The 18,243-nt window shown below is 68.5% G+C and carries 15 protein-coding genes; 2 read left to right on the top strand and 13 right to left on the bottom strand.

The features are described 5' to 3' along the window. Nucleotides 1-72 precede the first annotated feature (72 nt). The 7 genes from Q0579_RS00145 to Q0579_RS00115 form a co-directional block, all read right to left on the bottom strand. On the bottom strand, nt 73-1,407 hold the full coding sequence (locus tag Q0579_RS00145) for a cystathionine gamma-synthase family protein (RefSeq protein WP_298807900.1): 1,335 nt from the start codon (nt 1,405-1,407) through the stop codon (nt 73-75). Nucleotides 1,408-1,450: 43 nt separating this feature from the next. Further along, a complete protein-coding gene (locus tag Q0579_RS00140; protein ID WP_298807898.1) occupies nt 1,451-1,846 on the bottom strand; it encodes a hypothetical protein in 396 nt (131 codons plus the stop codon). Between the two features lie 36 nt (nt 1,847-1,882). Then, nucleotides 1,883-2,632, bottom strand: coding sequence for a hydroxyacylglutathione hydrolase (gene gloB / locus Q0579_RS00135; RefSeq protein WP_298807895.1), 750 nt, complete (start codon nt 2,630-2,632; stop codon nt 1,883-1,885). A 2-nt stretch (nt 2,633-2,634) separates the two neighbouring features. Next, nucleotides 2,635-3,087, bottom strand: a complete 453-nt coding sequence (locus Q0579_RS00130; RefSeq protein ID WP_298807892.1) for a VOC family protein — start codon at nt 3,085-3,087, stop codon at nt 2,635-2,637. Further along, nucleotides 3,084-3,818, bottom strand: a complete 735-nt coding sequence (locus tag Q0579_RS00125; RefSeq protein ID WP_298807889.1) for a hypothetical protein — start codon at nt 3,816-3,818, stop codon at nt 3,084-3,086. Before Q0579_RS00125 ends, Q0579_RS00130 begins: the two co-directional genes overlap by 4 nt. After that, a complete protein-coding gene (locus Q0579_RS00120) occupies nt 3,815-4,546 on the bottom strand; it encodes an alpha/beta hydrolase (protein WP_298807887.1) in 732 nt (243 codons plus the stop codon). Before Q0579_RS00120 ends, Q0579_RS00125 begins: the two co-directional genes overlap by 4 nt. A 67-nt stretch (nt 4,547-4,613) precedes the next feature. Beyond that, on the bottom strand, nt 4,614-6,053 hold the full coding sequence (locus Q0579_RS00115) for a Mur ligase family protein (RefSeq protein ID WP_298807884.1): 1,440 nt from the start codon (nt 6,051-6,053) through the stop codon (nt 4,614-4,616). A gap of 57 nt (nt 6,054-6,110) precedes the next feature. On the opposite strand from Q0579_RS00115, the gene Q0579_RS00110 reads away from it, so the two are divergent. Further along, nucleotides 6,111-6,926 carry an LD-carboxypeptidase gene (locus Q0579_RS00110; RefSeq protein ID WP_298807881.1) on the top strand — a complete coding sequence of 272 codons (816 nt, stop codon included), beginning with the start codon at nt 6,111-6,113 and terminating at the stop codon, nt 6,924-6,926. On the opposite strand, the gene Q0579_RS00105 is transcribed toward Q0579_RS00110, so the two are convergent. The 5 genes from Q0579_RS00105 to Q0579_RS00085 are packed head-to-tail and all read right to left on the bottom strand — an operon-like array spanning nt 6,923 to nt 15,496. After that, nucleotides 6,923-8,452, bottom strand: coding sequence for an MFS transporter (locus Q0579_RS00105; RefSeq protein WP_298807878.1), 1,530 nt, complete (start codon nt 8,450-8,452; stop codon nt 6,923-6,925). The genes Q0579_RS00110 and Q0579_RS00105 overlap by 4 nt on opposite strands. A 12-nt stretch (nt 8,453-8,464) precedes the next feature. After that, complete coding sequence (locus tag Q0579_RS00100) at nt 8,465-9,967, bottom strand: tryptophan halogenase family protein (protein ID WP_298807876.1); 1,503 nt, start codon at nt 9,965-9,967, stop codon at nt 8,465-8,467. After that, nucleotides 9,967-12,054, bottom strand: a complete 2,088-nt coding sequence (locus tag Q0579_RS00095; RefSeq protein ID WP_298807873.1) for a glycoside hydrolase family 97 protein — start codon at nt 12,052-12,054, stop codon at nt 9,967-9,969. The genes Q0579_RS00100 and Q0579_RS00095 overlap by 1 nt, the downstream gene beginning before the upstream one ends. A 5-nt stretch (nt 12,055-12,059) precedes the next feature. Further along, nucleotides 12,060-13,661: an alpha-glucosidase gene (locus Q0579_RS00090; protein ID WP_298807967.1), complete on the bottom strand. Its 1,602-nt coding sequence runs from the start codon at nt 13,659-13,661 to the stop codon at nt 12,060-12,062. An 8-nt stretch (nt 13,662-13,669) separates the two neighbouring features. Then, complete coding sequence (locus Q0579_RS00085; RefSeq protein ID WP_298807872.1) at nt 13,670-15,496, bottom strand: alpha-amylase family glycosyl hydrolase; 1,827 nt, start codon at nt 15,494-15,496, stop codon at nt 13,670-13,672. A gap of 150 nt (nt 15,497-15,646) precedes the next feature. Here Q0579_RS00085 and Q0579_RS00080 point away from each other — a divergent pair, with 150 nt between their 5' ends. Continuing rightward, on the top strand, nt 15,647-16,696 hold the full coding sequence (locus Q0579_RS00080; protein WP_298807871.1) for a LacI family DNA-binding transcriptional regulator: 1,050 nt from the start codon (nt 15,647-15,649) through the stop codon (nt 16,694-16,696). On the opposite strand, the gene Q0579_RS00075 is transcribed toward Q0579_RS00080, so the two are convergent. After that, nucleotides 16,693-18,195, bottom strand: coding sequence for a tryptophan halogenase family protein (locus tag Q0579_RS00075; RefSeq protein WP_298807868.1), 1,503 nt, complete (start codon nt 18,193-18,195; stop codon nt 16,693-16,695). The genes Q0579_RS00080 and Q0579_RS00075 overlap by 4 nt on opposite strands. Nucleotides 18,196-18,243: the final 48 nt, after the last annotated feature.

Raw genomic sequence — 18,243 nt, 5'->3', positions numbered from 1 at the left:
CGGTCTGCCGCCGCCCGATCAGGATGGCGGCAAACACGCGGGCGGGAAAGCGTTAAGTCACGCGGTTGTGCGTCAGATCGCCGCCAGCGCGTTGGCGAAGTCGGCAATCAGGTCGTCGGCATCCTCGACCCCGATCGAGATGCGCACCAGATTGTCGGTGATCCCCAGCGCCTGCTTGCGCTCGTCGGCGACCGACAGATGGGTCATGCCCGCCGGGTGGCTCGCCAGCGTCTCGGTCCCGCCGAGCGACACCGCGAGCTTCGCGATCTTGAGCGCGTCGAGGAAGCGGAACGCCTCGGCCTCGCCGCCTTTCAGGTAGAGCGAGAAGGTCGATCCGCCGCCGGTGCAGTTGCGGCGGTAGATGTCGGCCTGCCGCCCTTCCGGCCCCTCGGTGCTGCCCTCGGAGAGGAAGCCGAGATAGCCGACGCGCTCGACCTGCGGCTGGTCGCGCAGCCACGCGCACACCTTGGCCGCATTCTCACCCGCGCGGCTCATGCGCAGTTCCAGCGTTTCCAGGCTGCGCAGCAGCATCCACGCGGTGTTGGGGTCGCAGATCGTGCCAATCGTGTTGCGCATCGCGCGGATCGTGTTGATCTGCTCCTTCGACCCCAGCACGCCGCCCGCGACCAGATCGGAGTGCCCGCCGGCGTATTTGGTGAGCGAATAGACGACGATGTCGGCGCCGTGCTTCAGCGGCTGCGACCAGAGCGGCCCCAGGAAGGTGTTGTCGATCGCGATCGGCGGCTTGCTCGCATGGTCGGCGAACACCGCGTTGCGGCTCGCGGCGACCGCCTCGACGTCGACCAGCGCGTTGGTCGGATTGGCGGGGCTTTCGAGATAGATCAGCGCGACGTTTCCGCCCGCGGCGGCCTTCTGCATCACCGCGTCGATCTCCTCGCGCGTGGCGCCCGCGGGGAAGTCGAGCCAGTTGATCCCGAACTTGCCCAGCACGCGCGCGATCAGCGTCTCGGTTGCCGCGTAGAGCGGCCCCGAATGGACGATCGTGTCGCCGGGCTTGACCATCGACAGGAACAAGGTCGCGATCGCCGACATGCCGCTGGAGAAGGCGAGCGCGTCCTCCGCGCCTTCCCAGATGCCGAGCCGATCCTCGAGAATCTCCTGGTTCGGACCGTTGAAGCGCGAGTAGACGAGGCCTTCCGCACCGCCCGGCCGCTTGCCGGTCACGCCCTCGAAGTGCCGCTTGCCCGCCGCTGCATTGGGGAACACGAAGGTCGAGGTCAGGAAGACCGGCGGCTTCAACGACCCTTCCGACAAAGCGGGGTCGTAGCCGTGCCCCATCATCAGCGTTGCGGGCTTGAGCGTGCGCCCGCCGATCGCGTCCACCTCCGGCTTGGGGGAGATACGCTGTTCGACGCCGGTCATGTCGGCTTCGGTCTGGTCGGGCATTACGTTCCTCTCTCGCAGCGGCAGGCCGCTAGTGGCCGCCCGCTCAGGGTTTGGTGTACGGCGTGAAATCGCCGAGCGCGCAGCTGCCGGTCGTGATCCCCGGCGGCAGTTGCACCGTGGTCGCGATGTCGCCGCTGCACGCGCGGGTCTGATACTGCCGCGAGACGAGCGCGTCACCCTGTGCCACGCGTTCGCACCCGCCGTTGGTTTCGTTGACGTACACGAGCTTGTCGCTGATGCGGTAGATCAGCTTGTTGCCATAGGCGCTGAGTTGCGACTGGCGAAAGCGGGTGTCGATGCACGACTGCGGCTTGCCCGGCACCTTGCCCGCGATCAGTTTCTGGTAGGCGAGTTCGGGCGTGTCACGCTTGGCAAGCGCGGCGCCGCCCGCACCCAGCCCGACGCCCGCGACCAGCACTATCAACGGCAGTTTGCGCATCGCATCCACTCCTCGTCTGTTTGCTGCCAAACGCTTCTAACCGCGAAAAGAATCCTTGGCCTCGCGCAACCGCTTGAATTTGCCGGCATCGCCCGCGCGCATGAACGGATTGGTCGCCCCTTCCTCGGCGATGGTGGTCGGAACGGTCGGCTCGCCCGCGGCGCGCAGGCGGTCGACCTCGGCCATGCGCGCGACCAATGCCTCGTTGGCAGGCTCGACCGACAGCGCGAAGCGGCCGTTCGACTGCGTATATTCGTGCCCGCAATAGACGCGCGTCTCGCCGGGCAGGTCGGCGTAGCGGCGGAAATTGTCGAACATCTGCTCAGGGCTGCCCTCGAACAACCGCCCGCACCCGAGCGCGAACAAGGTGTCGCCAGTGAAGATCGCGGCGTCGTCGGCGAGGTAAAAGGCGATGTGCCCCGACGTGTGACCTGGCACGTGCATCACGCGCGCCTTGTGCGCACCGATCGACACCGTGTCGCCCTCGGTCACTCCGCGGTCGAGCGCGCCGATCTTCGCGCGCTCGGCCTCGGGACCGATCACCGTCGCGCCGGTCGCCGCGACGACGCCGGCATTGCCGCCGACGTGATCGGGGTGCCAGTGCGTCGTCCAGATCGCGTTGATCGTCCAGCCACGCGCGGCGGCGGCGTCGAGCACCGGCTGCGCCTCGCCCGGATCGACCACGATCGTCTCCCCACTGTCGGTGTCGTGAACCAGCCACGAATAATTGTCCGACAGGACGGGGACGCGGACGATCTCCAGCCCCGATGCGGGCGCGCCCGTCACCGTTACCAGCTCCCGGTGTTGGGCATCGACTTCCACGGCTCGGCGGGCGCTCGCGCACCGCCTTCCTGCAGCAGTTCGATCGAGATGCCGTCGGGCGACTTCACGAACGCCATGTAACCGTCGCGCGGAGGGCGGTGGACGATATGGCCCGCGTCCTGCACCCGCTGGCACGTCTCGTAGATGTCGTCGACGTAGTAAGCGAGGTGGCCGAAGTTGCGCCCGCCGGTGTATTCCTCCGGCGTCTCGCCCTCGTTCGGCCAATTGTAGGTCAGCTCCACCTCGGCGCGCGCGCGCTCACCCGGTGCGTTCATGTCCTCGGGCGTTGCGAGGAAGATCAGCGTGAAGCGACCCGCCTCATTTTCCATCCGGCGCACCTCCTTCAATCCCAGCACTTCGAAAAAGGCGATCGTCTTGTCGGGATCGGCGACGCGGATCATCGTGTGGAGGTATTTCACTTCTTCGGGTCTCCTGCGAACTGGGTGAGGGCGTTGGCGGCTGAACGCCCGGCGGGCGCATCGGGTGCCAGCCGCGCGGCTTCCTTCCACGCTGCCTGCGCACGCTCCGCCTCACCCGCCGCCGCGGCGATGTTGCCCGCCTCAAGCTGGACCGACGCGTCGTCGGCCGAGCGGCGGAGCGCCTGCGCGATGTCGAGTTTCGCGCGCGGCAGGTCGCCCATCCGCCGCGCCAGCGTCGCCGACAGCAGCCAGGCGAGCGGATCGTCCGCGGCATCCTTCACCGCCAGATCGAGGTCGACGCGCGCCGCCTTCATGTCGCCGGTCGCGACCAAGGCGCGCGCGCGGTCGAGATATGCCTCGCCGCGATTGAGGTCGGTCAACGTGCCTGCCGCGAGTGCGGCATCGAGCGCGGCGCGCGCCTTTGCCGCATCACCCGCAGCGAGCCAGGCGTTGCCCGCCTGCGCCCAATAATCCGCCGCACGCGCTTCCTTCGCCAGTTCGGCATTGCGTGCCGCCGCGGTGAAGGCGGTTGCCGCGCCGGCGTAATCGTCCTGACCCGCGAGCGCGACGCCGCGACACGCCTCGCCCGCGCGGCCGAGCGTGCGTGCGGCCTGCTCCGCGCCGGCGGGATCGGTGCGCGCCTGCGCGACGCAGGCGTCGAGTTGCTGCGCCGGCGACGTCGGGGGCGTGCCCGCGGCTTGCGCGGCGAACAGGGCGAGGAACAGGATCATGGCAGCACGTCCTCCACCGCGCGGATCAGCAGTGCGACGTCAGTGTCGCGCGACAGGCGGTGGTCGCCGTCCTTGACCAGCCACGTCTGAACGTCGCTTGACGCGAGCATCTCGGCCAGGCGGCAGGTGCGATGCCATGGCACGTCCACGTCCTTCTGCCCTTGCAGGAACCGCACCGGACAGGTGATGGCGATCTCGCCGAACATCAGCCGGTTGGCCTCGCCCGACTGCCAGAATCGCCGCGTATAGACGGTCGGCGCGGGGCCGTAGGGGTTGGGGCGCTCCAACCGCCCGTGCTGGAGCAGATACATCTTCTCGTCGGCCGAGAAGCCCCAGTCGGTGAAGTCGGGCGCGGGCGCGATGCCGACCAGCGCGTGGACGCGCTCGGGCCGGGCCTTTGCCGCCAGCAGCATGATCCACCCGCCCATCGACGACCCGACCAGCACCACCGGTCCCTCGACCGCGTCGTCGATCATGGCGAGCGCATCGTCGCGCCAGTCGGCGAGGCTCTGTTCCTCGAACTTGCCCTCCGACGCGCCGCAGCCGGCATAGTCGAAGCGCAGAAAGGCGCGGCCGTGCGCCTTTGCCCAGGCCTCCAGCGCGACTGCCTTGGTGCCGGTCATGTCGGACGCATAGCCCGGCAGGAACACGATCGCGGGCCCGCGCCCTTCGGTCAGGTGGTAGGCGAGCCGCGGCCGCTCGACGGCGTGAGGGGGGTGGTCGGACATGCCGCCAACATAGTCGCGCACGCGGTCACGCGCAAAATGCGGCGCGCCACGCTTGCCTGAAGAAGGCTCAGTCGCGCTGCCGCAGCATCTCCACCATATCGGCCGCGAGCAGGCTGAGCGTGTCGTCGCGCGCGCCCATGACGACGATGCGATCGCCCGCCCTCGCCTCCGCCACCAGATGCGCCGCCGCCGCCGCGCGATCGGGTATGTGGAGCGCCTGCCGCCCGCCGAGCGTCACGTCGCGGACGATGTCGGCGCTGGTCACCTCGCGGTTGGTGGTACCGCCGTGATAAACGGGGTCGGGCATGACGAGCAGGTCGTCCGCCGCCAACGCGCGCGCGAACATCGCGACGAGCTCGGTGCGCATCACCTTCAATGGCCCAAACCCGTGCGGCTGGAACAGGACGAGCAACCGGCCCGGAAAGGCGTGCAGCGTGTCGAGCGTCGCGGCGATCTTGTCGGGATTGTGCCCGAAATCGTCGATCACCGACACGCCCGCCGCCTCGCCGACGAGGTCGAAACGCCGGCGCAAGCCGGTGAACCGGGCCAACGCCGCGACTGCGTCCTCCAGCAACACCCCCGCCGCCTGCGCCGCACCCAGCGCCGCGAGCGCGTTCGACACGTTGTGCCGCCCGGGAACCTGTAGCGCGACGGGCAGCGTGCCGTCGGCGTGATGCAGCGTGAACGAAACCGCGAACGGCTCCTCGTGCACGTCGCGCGCGACCAGATCGCCCGCGCCCTCGACCGAGAAACGCGTCACCCGCGCCGCGGGCAGCGCCATGGCCAGCGCGGCGGCGTCCGCGTTGTCGGCATTGACCACCGCGTGACGCGCGTGGGCGATGAAGTCGCCGAACAGGCGGTTGAGCTCGTCGAGAGCCTTGTGGTCGAGGCTGACGTTGTTGAGCACCGCAATCGTTGGACGATAGAGCGCGATCGATCCGTCGCTCTCGTCCACCTCGCTCGCGTACGCCGCGCCCGCGCCGACCAGCGCGCTGGCGAACGGGCGGTCCGCGCTCGCGAAATCCTTCATCACCGCGCCGTTCATGATCGTCGGGTCGCGGCCGGTCCGGTGCAGGATCGTCGCGATCATGCCGGTGACGGTCGATTTGCCGCTGGTACCCGCGACACCGATGCCAAGCGGGCTGGCGTTGAACAACGCCGCGTTCAGTTCGGCGCGCGTCATCCGCGCGCAGCCGACGCGCGCCGCCGCGACCATGTCAGCGACCGTGTCCTCGACCGCGGCGGAGGCGACGACGATCTGCTCGGGCGCGACGACGCCGCTGCCGTCCTGCGCGAACAAGTCGATCCCGAGATCGCGCAGCGCATCGAACTTCGCCGGCACGCGTCCCTGATCGAGCCCGCGGTCCGAGCCTGCCACCACCGCGCCGCGTCCCGCAAGGATCATCGCCAGCGGCATCATCCCCGATCCGCCGATCCCGACCAGAAAGAAGCGCTTGCCGCGCACGTCGCTTGTTTGGCCGATAGGGCTCGCATTGCCGTCCTGCATGGAGACGCGCTATCGGCTCTCCGCATTGTTGGGGCAAGCCGAGGAGCAATAACGAACATGCGGATCGGCGTCGTCGCGGCCTCCAGCGTCGCCAACCCGGACGTGGTCGCGCCCGTCTCGGCGCTGGCGGCGATCGCGTATCCCGAGGTCGACCTCGTCTTTCACCCGCAATGCTTCGCGCAGGCCGGGCATTTCGCCGGATCGGATGCGGTGCGCGCCGCCGCCTTCGTCGAATATGCCAACGATCCGTCGATGTCGGCCGTCTGGTTCGTGCGCGGCGGCTACGGCTCGAACCGTATCCTGGCGGACGCATTGCCGCGGTTGAACGACGCCGCGCGCGCAAAGACGTATCTCGGCTATTCCGACGTCGGGTTCCTGCTCGCCGCACTCTACGCGCGGCGCATCGGCCATCCGGTGCACGGCCCGATGGCGAGCGACATCGGGCGCAAGGGCGGCGATCAGACGGTGGCGCGCGCGCTCGGCTGGATGGCGAGGCGCGATCGCGCGGCGCTCGAACCCGGGCTCGCGGGTCAGCCCTCGGTCGCGCTCAACCTGTCGATCCTGGCCGCGCTGATCGGCACGCCGTGGCTCCCTGATCTGGCCGATCACGTGCTGATCGTCGAGGAAGTGTCGGAGGCGATGTACGCGATCGACCGGATGCTGTTCACGATGGCAAACGCGACGCAGCTGCGCGGGATCGCGGGCGTGCGGCTGGGCGCGGTCACCGCGGTCAAGCCCAACGAACCCGATTGGGGGGAGACGCTGGAGGCGATGATGGAGCGCTGGTGCCGCGACATGCACGTGCCTTTCCTCGGCCGCGCCGAGGTCGGGCACACGCAGACCAACCGCGTGGTGCCGTTCGGCGTGGTCTAGGCGGTCTTCACCCGCGTCATCGCGGCGGCGGCGACCAGCATCGTCGCGGCGGCGAAGGCCATGGTGTAGATCGGCTCGCCCGGAAAGAAATGCTTGGTGATCGACCCCATCACGGTTGCGACCAGCAATTGCGGCACCACGACGAACACGTTGAACAGCCCCATGTAGATGCCGAGCTTGCGCTGCGGCAGCGACGAGGCGAGGATCGCATAGGGCATGGCGAGGATCGTCGACCAGGCGACGCCGATCCCCACTTCGCTCAGCAGCAGCCACTGGTGGTCGGGCACGACAAAGATGCTCGCGAATCCCGCCGCCCCGCACGCCAGGCCGACGATGTGCGTGCGCGCCAGCCCGATCCGCTTCGCCAGGAACGGGATCAGCACCAGCGCCGACACCGCCGCGACGCCGTTATAGGTCGCGAACAGCACGTCGACCCAGCTCGCACCCTCCTGGTATGCCGCGCTGCCCGCCTGGCTCGCGCCAAAGAAGCGCGCCGTCACCACCGGGGTCGTGTTAATCCACATGATGAACAACGCCGACCAGCTGAAGAACTGCACCAGCGCCAGCCGCTTCATGAGCGGGGGCATGCCGGCAAAATCGCCGACGATATGCCCGAGCATCCCCGCGCCCTGCCCGCCGCGCGCGCGCCGGACCGCGATCAGGCTGGCAAGTCCATAGGCGGCGAGCAGCCCACCGAGCAGGTAGACCTCCTTTTCCAGCCCCGTCGCGGCGACCAGCGCGACCACCGCCGCGCCGCTCGCGATCCAGGCGAGACACGCCGCGTCGCTGCGCGCGGCGAGAACGCGCATGACATGCGCCTCCTCGCCCGCCTCGGCCACGCCATCGAAGCGGGCGAGCTCGTCGGGCGAATATTCGCGCGTCGACACCACGGTCCAGATCACGCTGGCGAGCAGCGCGGCACCGCCGAACCAGAAGGCGTAGCGCACCGAATCGGGGATCGCGCCCACGCCCGCGACGTTCGACACCCCCAATCGCTCGAGCGCCCAGGGGAAGATCGAGCCCACCACCGCGCCCGCGCCGATGAAGGCGGTCTGCACGCCGTAGCCCGCGGCGTGCTGATCCTTGTCGAGCATGTCGCCGACAAAGGCGCGGAACGGCTCCATCGACACGTTCAATGACGCGTCGAGCACCCATAGCATGACCGCGGCGACCAGCAGCATCGGGCTTTCCGGCATGATCAGCAGCGCCATCGCGGCGAGCAACGCGCCGGCGAGAAAATACGGCCGCCGCCGCCCGAGCCGCCCGAGCCAGGTGCGGTCGCTCAGATGCCCGATCACCGGCTGGACGAGCAACCCGGTCAGCGGTGCCGCCACCCACAACGCGGGCAGATCGTCGAGGCTGGTGCCGAGCGACTGGAAGATCCGGCTCATGTTCGCGTTCTGCAGCGCGAAGCCGATCTGGATGCCGAAGAAACCGAACGAGATGTTGAGCAGCCCCGCGAGGCTCTGCCGCTTGCGCTGCGTGAGCGCGCCCTCCGCTTCAACCGCTGCCGCTACGCTGGCCATCCATTCTCTCCGTTACGGGCGCGCAAGCGCCGCGGCGTGGTCGCCGAAATTGAGCAAACAGCCGCCCAGCAGCCGGTCGATGCCGGCCATGTCGACCGGCGACGGCGCCGGCGTAAGCCGCGCATCGTCGGGGAAGGTGCCGTAGCCTGCGAACAATATTTCCCACGACAGCGGCGAATAATAATCTGCCAGGTTGCGCCGCATCACCTCGGCGGCGGTGTCGCGGCCGGTGAACCACGCGGTCATGATCGCCTTCAGGTCGTCCGACAGGTGATCGTTGGCGGCGTTGGCGCGCCAGAAGTCGGTGTCGCCGCGCTGGTTGAGCCGATAATGCGCGACGATGTAATCGCGCACGCCTTCGAAGCGCCGCGCGATCTCGGCGTTGAACGTGTCGCGGTGCTGGGGCCTGCCGGCGCCGTCGGCATAGGCCCGGATGAAACGCTCAACCGTTGTCTGTGTCAGGTGGAGCGCGGTCGCCTCCAGCGGCTCGATAAAGCCCTGCGCCAGCCCGATCGCGAGGCAGTTGGCGTGCCACGCATGTTCGACCCGCCCGACCTTCATCGTCAGGTGCCGCGCCGCGACATCGGCGTCGAGCAGCCCGAGGTGGCGGCGCAGCTCGATCTCTGCCGCGTCCGGCGACAGGTAATCGGACGCGTAGACGTACCCGTTGCCGGTGCGTGAGGTCAGCGGGATGCGCCAGGCCCAGCCGTTCGACAGCGCGGTCGCGGTCGTGTGCGCATCGAGCGGGGCGTCCGCCACCCGCGGCGTCGGCAACGTCACCGCGCGGTCGCAGAACAGGTTCGACGCGAAGGGCACGAAGCGCACGCCGAGCGCGCCCTGCGCGATCACCGAGCGGAACCCGCTCGCGTCGACGAAGATGTCGCCCGTCAGTCGCTCGCCGCTCGCGAGGACCAGCGCCGCGACGTCGCCGCCGTCACCCAGTTCAACCGTGTCGACGCGCGCCGCGACATGCGTGACGCCACGCGCCAGCGCATGGTCGCGCAGCACCGCGCCGACCTTGTGCGCGTCGAAATGATAGCCGTAGCCGACCTCGAACGGGAAATGCTCGGGCGCGAGCGGCGCGCGGTGCGCCTGGGCGAGCCGCGTGTTGAGAAAGAAAGGGTCGGGATGCGCATCGACCGCGCGGCCCGTCCGCCGCGCCAGCGCGCTGGCGTGGAAGGCGCCCGCGGTGTGCAGGTCGATCGCGCTCGCGAACGGGTGCAAGTAGCTGGCATAGCCCGCGCGCCTCGACCAGCCGTCGAAGCGGATGCCGGTCTTGTAGGTGGCGTCCGCCGCGGGCATCCACGCATCCTCGGCGATGCCGAGCCGCGCGAACAGCGCGCGAAGCTGCGGGGTCGATCCCTCGCCGACCCCGACGATGCCGATCTCGGGCGCCTCGACCACGGTCACGCGCGCCCGCGGCCATTCGCCCACGAACAGGCACGCCGCCATCCACCCCGCGGTGCCGCCGCCGAGCACGACGACGGTGGGGGAGAGAGGCGGCGCGCCGTCCATCAGCGACGGATACGCCCGCCCGGCGCCACGAAGCGGATCGCCTGCCCGCCGCCGGGCGCCAGCTTGATCGTCAGCGTGTCGCCGCCGCGCACCTTGATCGTCTCGATCTTGATCGAGTGGCGCGCCTCGGTCTTGTAGTCGGCGTCGTCACCGTCGCGGTACACCTGCGCGGTATAGGTCTTGCCGCGGTCGAGGAAGTCGGTCGCGACGGTCAGCGTGCGCGCATTCTCGTCGGTGATGCTGCCCAGATACCAGTCGTTCGACGCGCGATCCTTGCGCGCGACCGTCACGTAATCGCCGACCTCGCCGTTCAGCACGCGCGTGTCGGACCAGTCGACCGGCACGTCGCGGATGAACTGAAACGCGTCCATGTGCTTGGCGTAATTCTCCGGCGTATCCGCCGCCATCGTGACCGGCGAGTAGATCACGACATAGAGCGCGAGCTGCTTGGCTTCGGTGGATTCGAGCGGGCTGCCGTTCGATCCGGTCAGGCTCAGCACGCCGGGCGTGAAGTCCATCGGGCCGCCCAGCCACTGGGTGAAGAACATGTTCGCCTCGTGCTCGGGCGGGTTCTTGCCCGGCCAGGCGTTATATTCCATGCCGCGGCCGCCCTCGCGGCTGAGCCAGTTGGGGTAGGTGCGGCGCAGCCCCGTGTCCTTGACGGGTTCGTGGCTGTCGATCCCGACGCGGTATTTGGCGGCGGTGGTCACGACGCGGCTGTAATGGTTCACCATCCACTGCCCCTCGTGCCACTCGCGGTGCTTCGAGCCGTCGGGGTCGACGCGCTCGATCTCGCCCGCGTCGGTGACGTAACCGGTCTTGATCGCGGGGATGCCATGGTCCTGCGCGTATTTGAACGCGCGGTCGAGCTGCGCGTCATAATGGCTGACCGAGCCGCCGGTCTCGTTGTGGCCGATGATGTAGACGCCCTTCGACTTGGCATAACGCGCCAGTTCGGCGGCGTCGAAGTCGGGGGTCGGCTGATCGAACTGCATCCCCGTGCCGTCGCCAAACCAGTCGCCGTTCCAGCCGACGTTCCACCCCTCGACCAGCACGCCCGGAATCTTGTTGGCGGCAGCGAAGTCGATGTAGCTTTTCACGTTGGCGGTGGTCGCGCCGTGCTTGGGCCCCGTCGCCCAGGTCCAGTCGCCCTTGATCATGTTCCACCACACGCCGACGAACTTGCCCGGCTTGATCCATGACACGTCGCCCAGCTTGTTGGGCTCGTTCAGGTTCAATTCGATGTGGCTCATGTAGAGGCCGGGAGCATCGTCGGCGATGATGATGGTGCGCCACGGCGTCGCGAACGGCGCGTCGCGGCTGACCTTGGGCGCGCCCGATCCGGGGGTGAGCACCGCGCGCAGCGTGGTGGAGCCCGCGACCTTGGCGAGGTTCATCGCGGAATAATCGACCAGCGCCGCCTCGTGGATCGCGACGTGCGTGCCGTCGGTCAGCTTGGCGGTGAAGACGGTCTGCGCGGTGCCGACCGCGCTGATCGGGGTCTTGTTGTAGAGATATTCCTCGCGATTCCACTCGAACGCGGGCTTCCACCACGCGGTACCGTCTTCGGCGAGCGCGAACTGGGTCAGCTCCTCCGCGATATTGGCGTGGTGGAGATTGGGCTGGTCGGGGAAGGAGTAACGGAAACCGACGCCGTCGTCGAAGATGCGGAAGGTGACGACCATCTCGCGGTTGAGGTTCTTCGTCTCGCGCAGGCGGACGACCAGCTCGTTGTGATTGTCGCGGATCGTCTTCCACTCGCCGAACGGCTGCGTCCACGACGTGTCGCTCTTCGACTGCGAGGTCGAGACGAGCGCCAGACTGCGGTCGATCTTGCGCGCGTCGGTGAACAGGAAGCCAAGCGCGCTGGGCGCGATCACCGGCTTGCCGCGGCGCGCGATCGCGTAGGTCGCGCGCCCGTCGCCGTCGATCGCGACCGACACGGTGATCGAGCCGTCGGGCGAGCTGCCGCGCGCGACGACGTTGTCGCCAGGCGAGGGCACGCCCGCGCGCGTATCCTGCGCGAACGCGACCGCGGGGGTCAGCGCGGAGGTGGCGGCGGCGAGCGCCAGCAGCATGGTCTTCATCGAATTCAGTCCTTTCGCGCGATCAGCGCGCCATAGGGGGCAAGATCGGCACCGGTGACGCCGATCGAGCACAAGGGAGTGAGGTCGGCGGCATCCGCCCAGACCTGCGGCTCGGCCGACAGGTTGAAGGCGCAGACGATACGGTCGTTGTGGTAATTGCGCGCGAACACCAGCAGCGCGTCGTCGGCGTGGAGCACCTCGAAATTGCCGAGCCTGAGTGCTGCCTCGTCGCGGCGCAGCGCCAGCACGCGCCGCGTCCAGTGGAGCAGCGAGCCCGTATCCGCTTCCTGCACATCGACCGCGAGTGCACCGTGATCGTCGCCCAGCGGCAGCCACGGCTGGGCGGTCGAGAAGCCGAGCTGCGGCGCGTGTTGGCGCCACGGCATCGGCGTCCGCGCGCCGTCGCGGCTCAGCGTCAGCGGCCAGTTCGCGATCGCCTCCGGGTCCTGCAGCAGCTCGAACGGCACGTCGACCTGCGTCAGCCCCAGTTCCTCGCCGTAATAGAGGATCGGATTGCCGCGTAACGACCCCAGCAGCAGCATCTTCATGCGCGCGAAAGCGCCCCGAACCTCAGGCGCGTGCTCGGGCGCGCACCAGCGCGAGATCGCGCGCGGCGCGTCGTGGTTCTCGAACGCCCAGCTCGGCCAGCCGACACCGGCCTCGTCGGGCCATTTCGTCACCGCGTCGACCACGGCGTGCGGAGTCAGCGCGGGCGCGTAGAGGAAGTCGAAGCCGTAGGAGCTGTTCAAACGCCGGTCGTCGGCGGTGAACAGCTTGCGCTCGCGGTCGCTGTCGGGGCCGCCGACCTCGGCCACGGTGAAGCGGTCGTCATATTCGTCGAACACCGCGCGGATCCGCTCGATGAAAGCCGGGATGTCGGCGTGGCTCTGGTTGTAGCGATGCTCCTGGAAGTCGAACGGCCGTGTGCGCGCGCCATTGTCGGTCGCAGGCGGATTGTCCCGGAACGCCGGATCGTACATCAGGAAGTTGAGCGCATCGAGGCGGTAGCCGTCGGCGCCACGATCGAGCCAGAAACGCGCCACGTCGAGCAATGCCGCCTGCACTTGCCCGTTGTGGCCGTTGATCTGCGGCTGTTCCTTCAGGAAATTGTGCAGGTAATATTGCCCGCGCCGCGCGTCCCATGTCCAGGCCGGACCGCCGAACACCGACTGCCAGTTGGTCGGCGGGCTGCCGTCGGGCTTCGCGTCGCGCCACACGTACCAGTCGGCGTGCGCGCTCGTCCGGCTGCTGCGGCTGTCCTTGAACCACGGATGCTGGTCCGAGGTATGCGCCCACACCTGATCGAGCAGGACCTTCAACCCCAGCGCGTGCGCGCGCGCCACCAGCGCATCGAAATCGGCCAGCGTGCCGAACACGGGGTCGACGTCGCAGTAATCCGACACATCATAACCGAAATCGGCCATCGGCGAGGTGAAGAACGGCGAAATCCACACCGCGTCGACGCCGAGCGCGGCGACGTAATCGAGGTGCGCGGTGATCCCGGCGAGATCGCCGACGCCGTCGCCATTCGCGTCGGCGAAGCTGCGCGGATAGATCTGATAGATTACCGCGCCCTTCCACCAGGGGTCGGTCGTCTTGTTCGTCATCGTATCGGTCACCGCGTTCCCTCAAGCGCGCACACCGCGTAGCCGAACGCGGGCAAGGTGACACGCAGCGATCCGGGTGCGGCGACGCGCGCGGCGCACCCGCTGCCCGCGAGCACGCGCGCGGTGGCGGCGCCGGGCTCGACCTCGATCAGCCGATCGATCGCGGTGCCGCTCGTGTTGAAGGCGAGCAGCACCTCGGCCTGCGTCGTCGGATCGAAGCGCGAGATCGCGAGCAGCCCCGGCTTCTCCTCGCGTGCGCGCAGTACCTGTCGCCCGCGCGTCAGCGCCGGTGTCGCGACGCGGAGCCGCGCGAGTGCGGCGATCTGCTTGAACAGCGGATTGTCTTGCCCGAAATGCGCCGTTGCGGTGGTGGTCGTCGTACCGAGCAGGCGATTGTCAGCGTAGCTTGCCACGCGGCTGGCGAACATGTCCTCGCGCGCGTCCTGGTCGTTGCCGTCGCCGGTGAACCCCTGCTCGTCGCCCGAATAGACCGTGGGGACGCCGCGAAGCGACAGCAGCATGGCGTTGCCCAGCATCACGCGGCGCATCACCTCGCCGTCGCTCGCCTGCGGGAACGCCCGGCGGACGTAATAAGCGAACCGGCCGTTGTCGTGGTTGCTGACGAAGGTCGGCAATTGCTGCGCAGCATCCGCCCCGCCCTCGTAGAGCGGATCACCCTTGAACAGCACCTCGAACGCGTCGGTGCCGCGTTTGCCCGCCACCGTCTCGATCACTGCCTGACGGAAGGCGAAGTCGAGCACTGCGGGCAGCTTGTCGACGCGGGTGTGCTCGGCGAGCGCGCCGGCGTCGACCGAACCGTGCGAGACTTCACCGAAAATGTGGAAGTTCGGAATGCCCTTCGCCTTGGCGCGGGCGAGCATCGCGGGGACGAAGGCCTGCCAGAACTCGGGATTGACGTGGCGCGCGGTATCGATGCGGTAGCCGTCGACGCCGAACCGGTCGATCCAGCTGCCGAAGATGTCGATCATGCCCGAGACCACGCGCGGGTTCTCGGTCATCAGGTCATCGAGCCCGACGAAATCGCCCAGCGTCGAACTCTCGTTCTCGAACGTCGTGTTGCCGCGATTGTGGTACAGGCGGATGTCGTTCAGCCAGTCGGGCGATTTGGCGTGCTCGTCCCCCTTCGCCAGATAGGGCGTGTAGGCGTAGGTCGGGTCGGTCAGATGCGCGAAATTGTCCGCGGTCTGCACCGCGTCGCCCACGAAGGCGGCGTTGATCGCGGGGCCGTTCACCCCGCCGCGGCGCTGATAGGGGTAATCGGCGCGGCTGCGATAGGCGCAGGCGCCGCATTCGCGATACTGGATCACGTCCGCGGTGTGGTTGACGATGATGTCCATGTACACCTTGATCCCGCGCGCGTGCGCGGCATCGACCAGTGCCTTGAACTCGGCGTCGGTCCCCAGATGCGGGTCGACGTGGTTGAAATCGGTGATCCAGTAACCGTGGTAACCGGCGCTCTCCTGTCCTGGTGCGCCCTGGACAGGCTTGTTCTTGAAGATCGGGCCGACCCAGATCGCGGTCGCGCCGAGCGACTGAATGTACGGCAGGCGGCGCATCAGACCCTTCAGGTCGCCGCCGTGATAGAAGCCCTTTGACGTCGGATCATAGCCGGTGCGCAGGCGGTCACCGGTCAACCCGCCGCGATCGTTCTTGGGATCGGCATTGTCGAACCGGTCGGGTAGCGCGAAGTAGATCACCTCGTCCTGCGGCAGCCGCGCGCGCATCGCCTGCAGCGTCGCTGGCGCCGGTGCGACTTGCGCCAGCGCAGGGCTTCCGGCCGCAAGCGTCGTCGCCGCGAGCACCGCCTGTATCATCCTGCCCCGCATCGTCTTGTCCCCTCCCGGCTTGGGCGGCGGTTTGCGGTGCGCGCGGGCGAATGCCAAGCGCGCAGCATACGTATTCACACAGGCACCCGTCGCGCCTACACTGCCAGCAACAAATTGAGAGGATTGATCTTCGCCGTCATGGCGCGCTCCGCTTCCCCCTCCGGCTCCCGCTCTCCCGCGAGCGATCGCCCGACCTCGTTCGACATCGCCGAACTGGCGGGCGTGTCGCAGCCGACCGTGTCGCGCGCCTTGCGCGGGGACAAGACCGTCAGCGAGCGGACGCGGATGCGGATCGAGGCGATCGCGCAGCAGCTGAACTACAAGGTCGACCGCGCAGCCTCGTCGCTACGCCGCGGCGAGGTGAAGACGCTCGCGCTCCTGTTCTTCGAGGACCCGCTGCCCGACGGGTCGAACATCAACCCGTTCTTCCTCGCGATGCTCGGCTCGATCCTGAAGACGTGCAGCCAGCGCGGCTACGACCTCTTGACCTCGTTCCAGCGCTGGTCGGCGGACTGGCACGTCGATTATGAGGACACGCGGCGCGCCGACGGGCTGATCCTGCTCGGCTATGGCGATTGGGAGGATTACCGCGCGCGCGTCGAGCAATTGGTTGCGCAGGGCACGCGCTTCGTGCGCTGGGGTGCACCGAGCGGGGTCGGCACCACGATCGGGTGCGACAATGTTGCGGGCGGGCGCGCCGCGGGCGAGCATCTGATCGCGCGCGGGTGCCGCCGGGTCGCCTATATCGGCGAGGCGAGCCACCATTACCCCGAGTTCCGCGACCGCTACGCCGGTCTCGCCGACGCGTTACGCACGGCCGGCCTGCCGGTCGATCCAGGCCTGCACGTCGACGCATTGTCGGTCGAGCAGAAGGGGTACGAAGCGGTGCAGCGGCTGATCGCGCGCGATGTCGCGTTCGACGCGGTGTTCTGCGCCTCCGATCTGATCGCGCTCGGCGCCCTGCGTGCGCTGAGCGAAGCCGGACGATCGGTGCCCGGCGACGTGGCGCTGATCGGGTTCGACGATATTCCCGCCGCCAGCCACACACATCCGCCGCTGACGACGGTGGCGCAGGATTACGGCCGCGGCGGCGCCGAACTGGTCGACACGCTGATCCGGCAGATCGCGGGTGAGGTCACGCACGACCTGCTGCTGCCCTCGCGGCTGGTGGTGCGCGCCTCCGCCTAGGCCGGCACGCGTGCTGCGCAATGCTGCGCAACAAAGCTCACGTGCGACGGCATCTGTGCCGCCTCACGCGCGATCAACTGCCGCATCAGGTCGAGATATTCGTCATTGTCGGCGCGCGTCTCGGCGTCGGCGATCGGGTGATAGCCGCGCGGGATCACGCCCTGCCCGATCAGCACCTGGATCCACGCGACCTCGGTGAACAGCTCCTCGTGCTCGCGGGTCACGTGCGCCTGCTCGCGCCACACGTCCAACTTGTGGCGGAGCGTATCGGGCAGGTCGGCGGCGCGGCGTTCCTGCCAGAACGGCTCGTCGCGCGCGTTGGCCCAGTAATGCAGGATCAGGAAGTCGCGAATGCGCTCATATTCGAAGTCGGCCTGGGCGTTATATTCGTCGCGCTGCGCCTGCGCCGAGCCGCGGCCCGGCAGCATCTTGAGCAACCGCGCGATCGCGGTCTGGACAAGGTGGAGGCTGGTCGATTCGAGCGGCTCCATGAACCCCGACGCGAGCCCGACCGCGACGACGTTGCCGCGCCACATCTCCCGCCGCTTGCCGGTGGTGAAACGGATGGCACGCGGATCGGCCTCCGCCGCGCCGTCCAGATTGGCGAGCAGGTGCGCCGCCGCCTCGTCGTCGGACAGATGCGCGGAGGAATAGACAATGCCGTTGCCGGTGCGGTGCTGCAGCGGGATGCGCCACTGCCACCCGGCCCGGTGCGCGGTCGCGCGCGTGTACGGCGTGAATGCGGTCGCGCGCACGGACGGCACCGCCAGTGCGCGGTCGCACGGCAGCCAGCGTGTCCAGTCATCGTAACTGACGCCCATCGCCTCACCGATCAACAGGCCGCGAAACCCGGTGCAATCGACGAACAGGTCGCCCGCGATACGCGCGTCGCCGTCGAGCTGTAGCGCCGACACATCGCCACTCTCCCTGTCGCGTTCGACCGCGACGATGCGCCCTTCGACCCGCTCGACCCCACGCGTCTCGGCGAAACGGCGCAAAAGGCGGGCGTAGAGCGCCGCGTCGAAGTGGAACGCATACGGCATCGCCGGCAGCATCTGCGCGGTGCGCGCCGGGCCCCGCTGCATCTTCAAGCCGCGCGCCGCAACCTCATTGAGCGAGAAGCTGCCGAGCGGCGCGACCGATCCCTCTGCGTGCGCGCGCAGCCAGCGGTGATGAAAGCCGAGCAGTCCAGATTCGCGCCCGACATCGCCGAAGGCGTGCATGTAGCTTGCCCCCGGCCGGGTCCAGCCGGCGAACTCGATCCCGAGTTTGAACGTACCGCCGGTTGCGCGCAGGAACGCGTCCTCGTCCAATCCGAGCGCCTGGTTAAACAACTGGATCTGCGGGATCGTCGCTTCGCCGACGCCGATCGTGCCGATCGCCTCCGACTCGACCAACCGTATGCGATGAGCGTTCGACGGCAGAAAATGCGCGAAGGCGGCGGCGACCATCCAGCCTGCGCTGCCGCCGCCGGCGATGACGATATCGGTCTGGGTCATGCGGCATTCCTATCGCGCATCGCGCAGGCCGACAAAGAAAAGGCCGCC

It is taken from the genome of uncultured Sphingomonas sp., assembly GCF_936927845.1.
GTDB lineage: Bacteria > Pseudomonadota > Alphaproteobacteria > Sphingomonadales > Sphingomonadaceae > Sphingomonas.
This window is presented reverse-complemented; position numbering and strand designations above follow the sequence as displayed.

What these genes read in the sequence shown, in the direction of transcription:
- Q0579_RS00145 (WP_298807900.1), bottom strand. Translation starts at nt 1,407, where the DNA reads ATGCCCGACCAGACCGAAGCCGACATGACCGGCGTCGAACAGCGTATC.
- Q0579_RS00140 (WP_298807898.1), bottom strand. Translation starts at nt 1,846, where the DNA reads ATGCGCAAACTGCCGTTGATAGTGCTGGTCGCGGGCGTCGGGCTGGGT.
- Q0579_RS00125 (WP_298807889.1), bottom strand. Translation starts at nt 3,818, where the DNA reads ATGATCCTGTTCCTCGCCCTGTTCGCCGCGCAAGCCGCGGGCACGCCC.
- Q0579_RS00120 (WP_298807887.1), bottom strand. Translation starts at nt 4,546, where the DNA reads ATGTCCGACCACCCCCCTCACGCCGTCGAGCGGCCGCGGCTCGCCTAC.
- Q0579_RS00115 (WP_298807884.1), bottom strand. Translation starts at nt 6,053, where the DNA reads ATGCAGGACGGCAATGCGAGCCCTATCGGCCAAACAAGCGACGTGCGC.
- Q0579_RS00110 (WP_298807881.1), top strand. Translation starts at nt 6,111, where the DNA reads ATGCGGATCGGCGTCGTCGCGGCCTCCAGCGTCGCCAACCCGGACGTG.
- Q0579_RS00105 (WP_298807878.1), bottom strand. Translation starts at nt 8,452, where the DNA reads ATGGCCAGCGTAGCGGCAGCGGTTGAAGCGGAGGGCGCGCTCACGCAG.
- Q0579_RS00100 (WP_298807876.1), bottom strand. Translation starts at nt 9,967, where the DNA reads ATGGACGGCGCGCCGCCTCTCTCCCCCACCGTCGTCGTGCTCGGCGGC.
- Q0579_RS00095 (WP_298807873.1), bottom strand. Translation starts at nt 12,054, where the DNA reads ATGAAGACCATGCTGCTGGCGCTCGCCGCCGCCACCTCCGCGCTGACC.
- Q0579_RS00090 (WP_298807967.1), bottom strand. Translation starts at nt 13,661, where the DNA reads ATGACGAACAAGACGACCGACCCCTGGTGGAAGGGCGCGGTAATCTAT.
- Q0579_RS00085 (WP_298807872.1), bottom strand. Translation starts at nt 15,496, where the DNA reads ATGATACAGGCGGTGCTCGCGGCGACGACGCTTGCGGCCGGAAGCCCT.
- Q0579_RS00080 (WP_298807871.1), top strand. Translation starts at nt 15,647, where the DNA reads ATGGCGCGCTCCGCTTCCCCCTCCGGCTCCCGCTCTCCCGCGAGCGAT.
- Q0579_RS00075 (WP_298807868.1), bottom strand. Translation starts at nt 18,195, where the DNA reads ATGACCCAGACCGATATCGTCATCGCCGGCGGCGGCAGCGCAGGCTGG.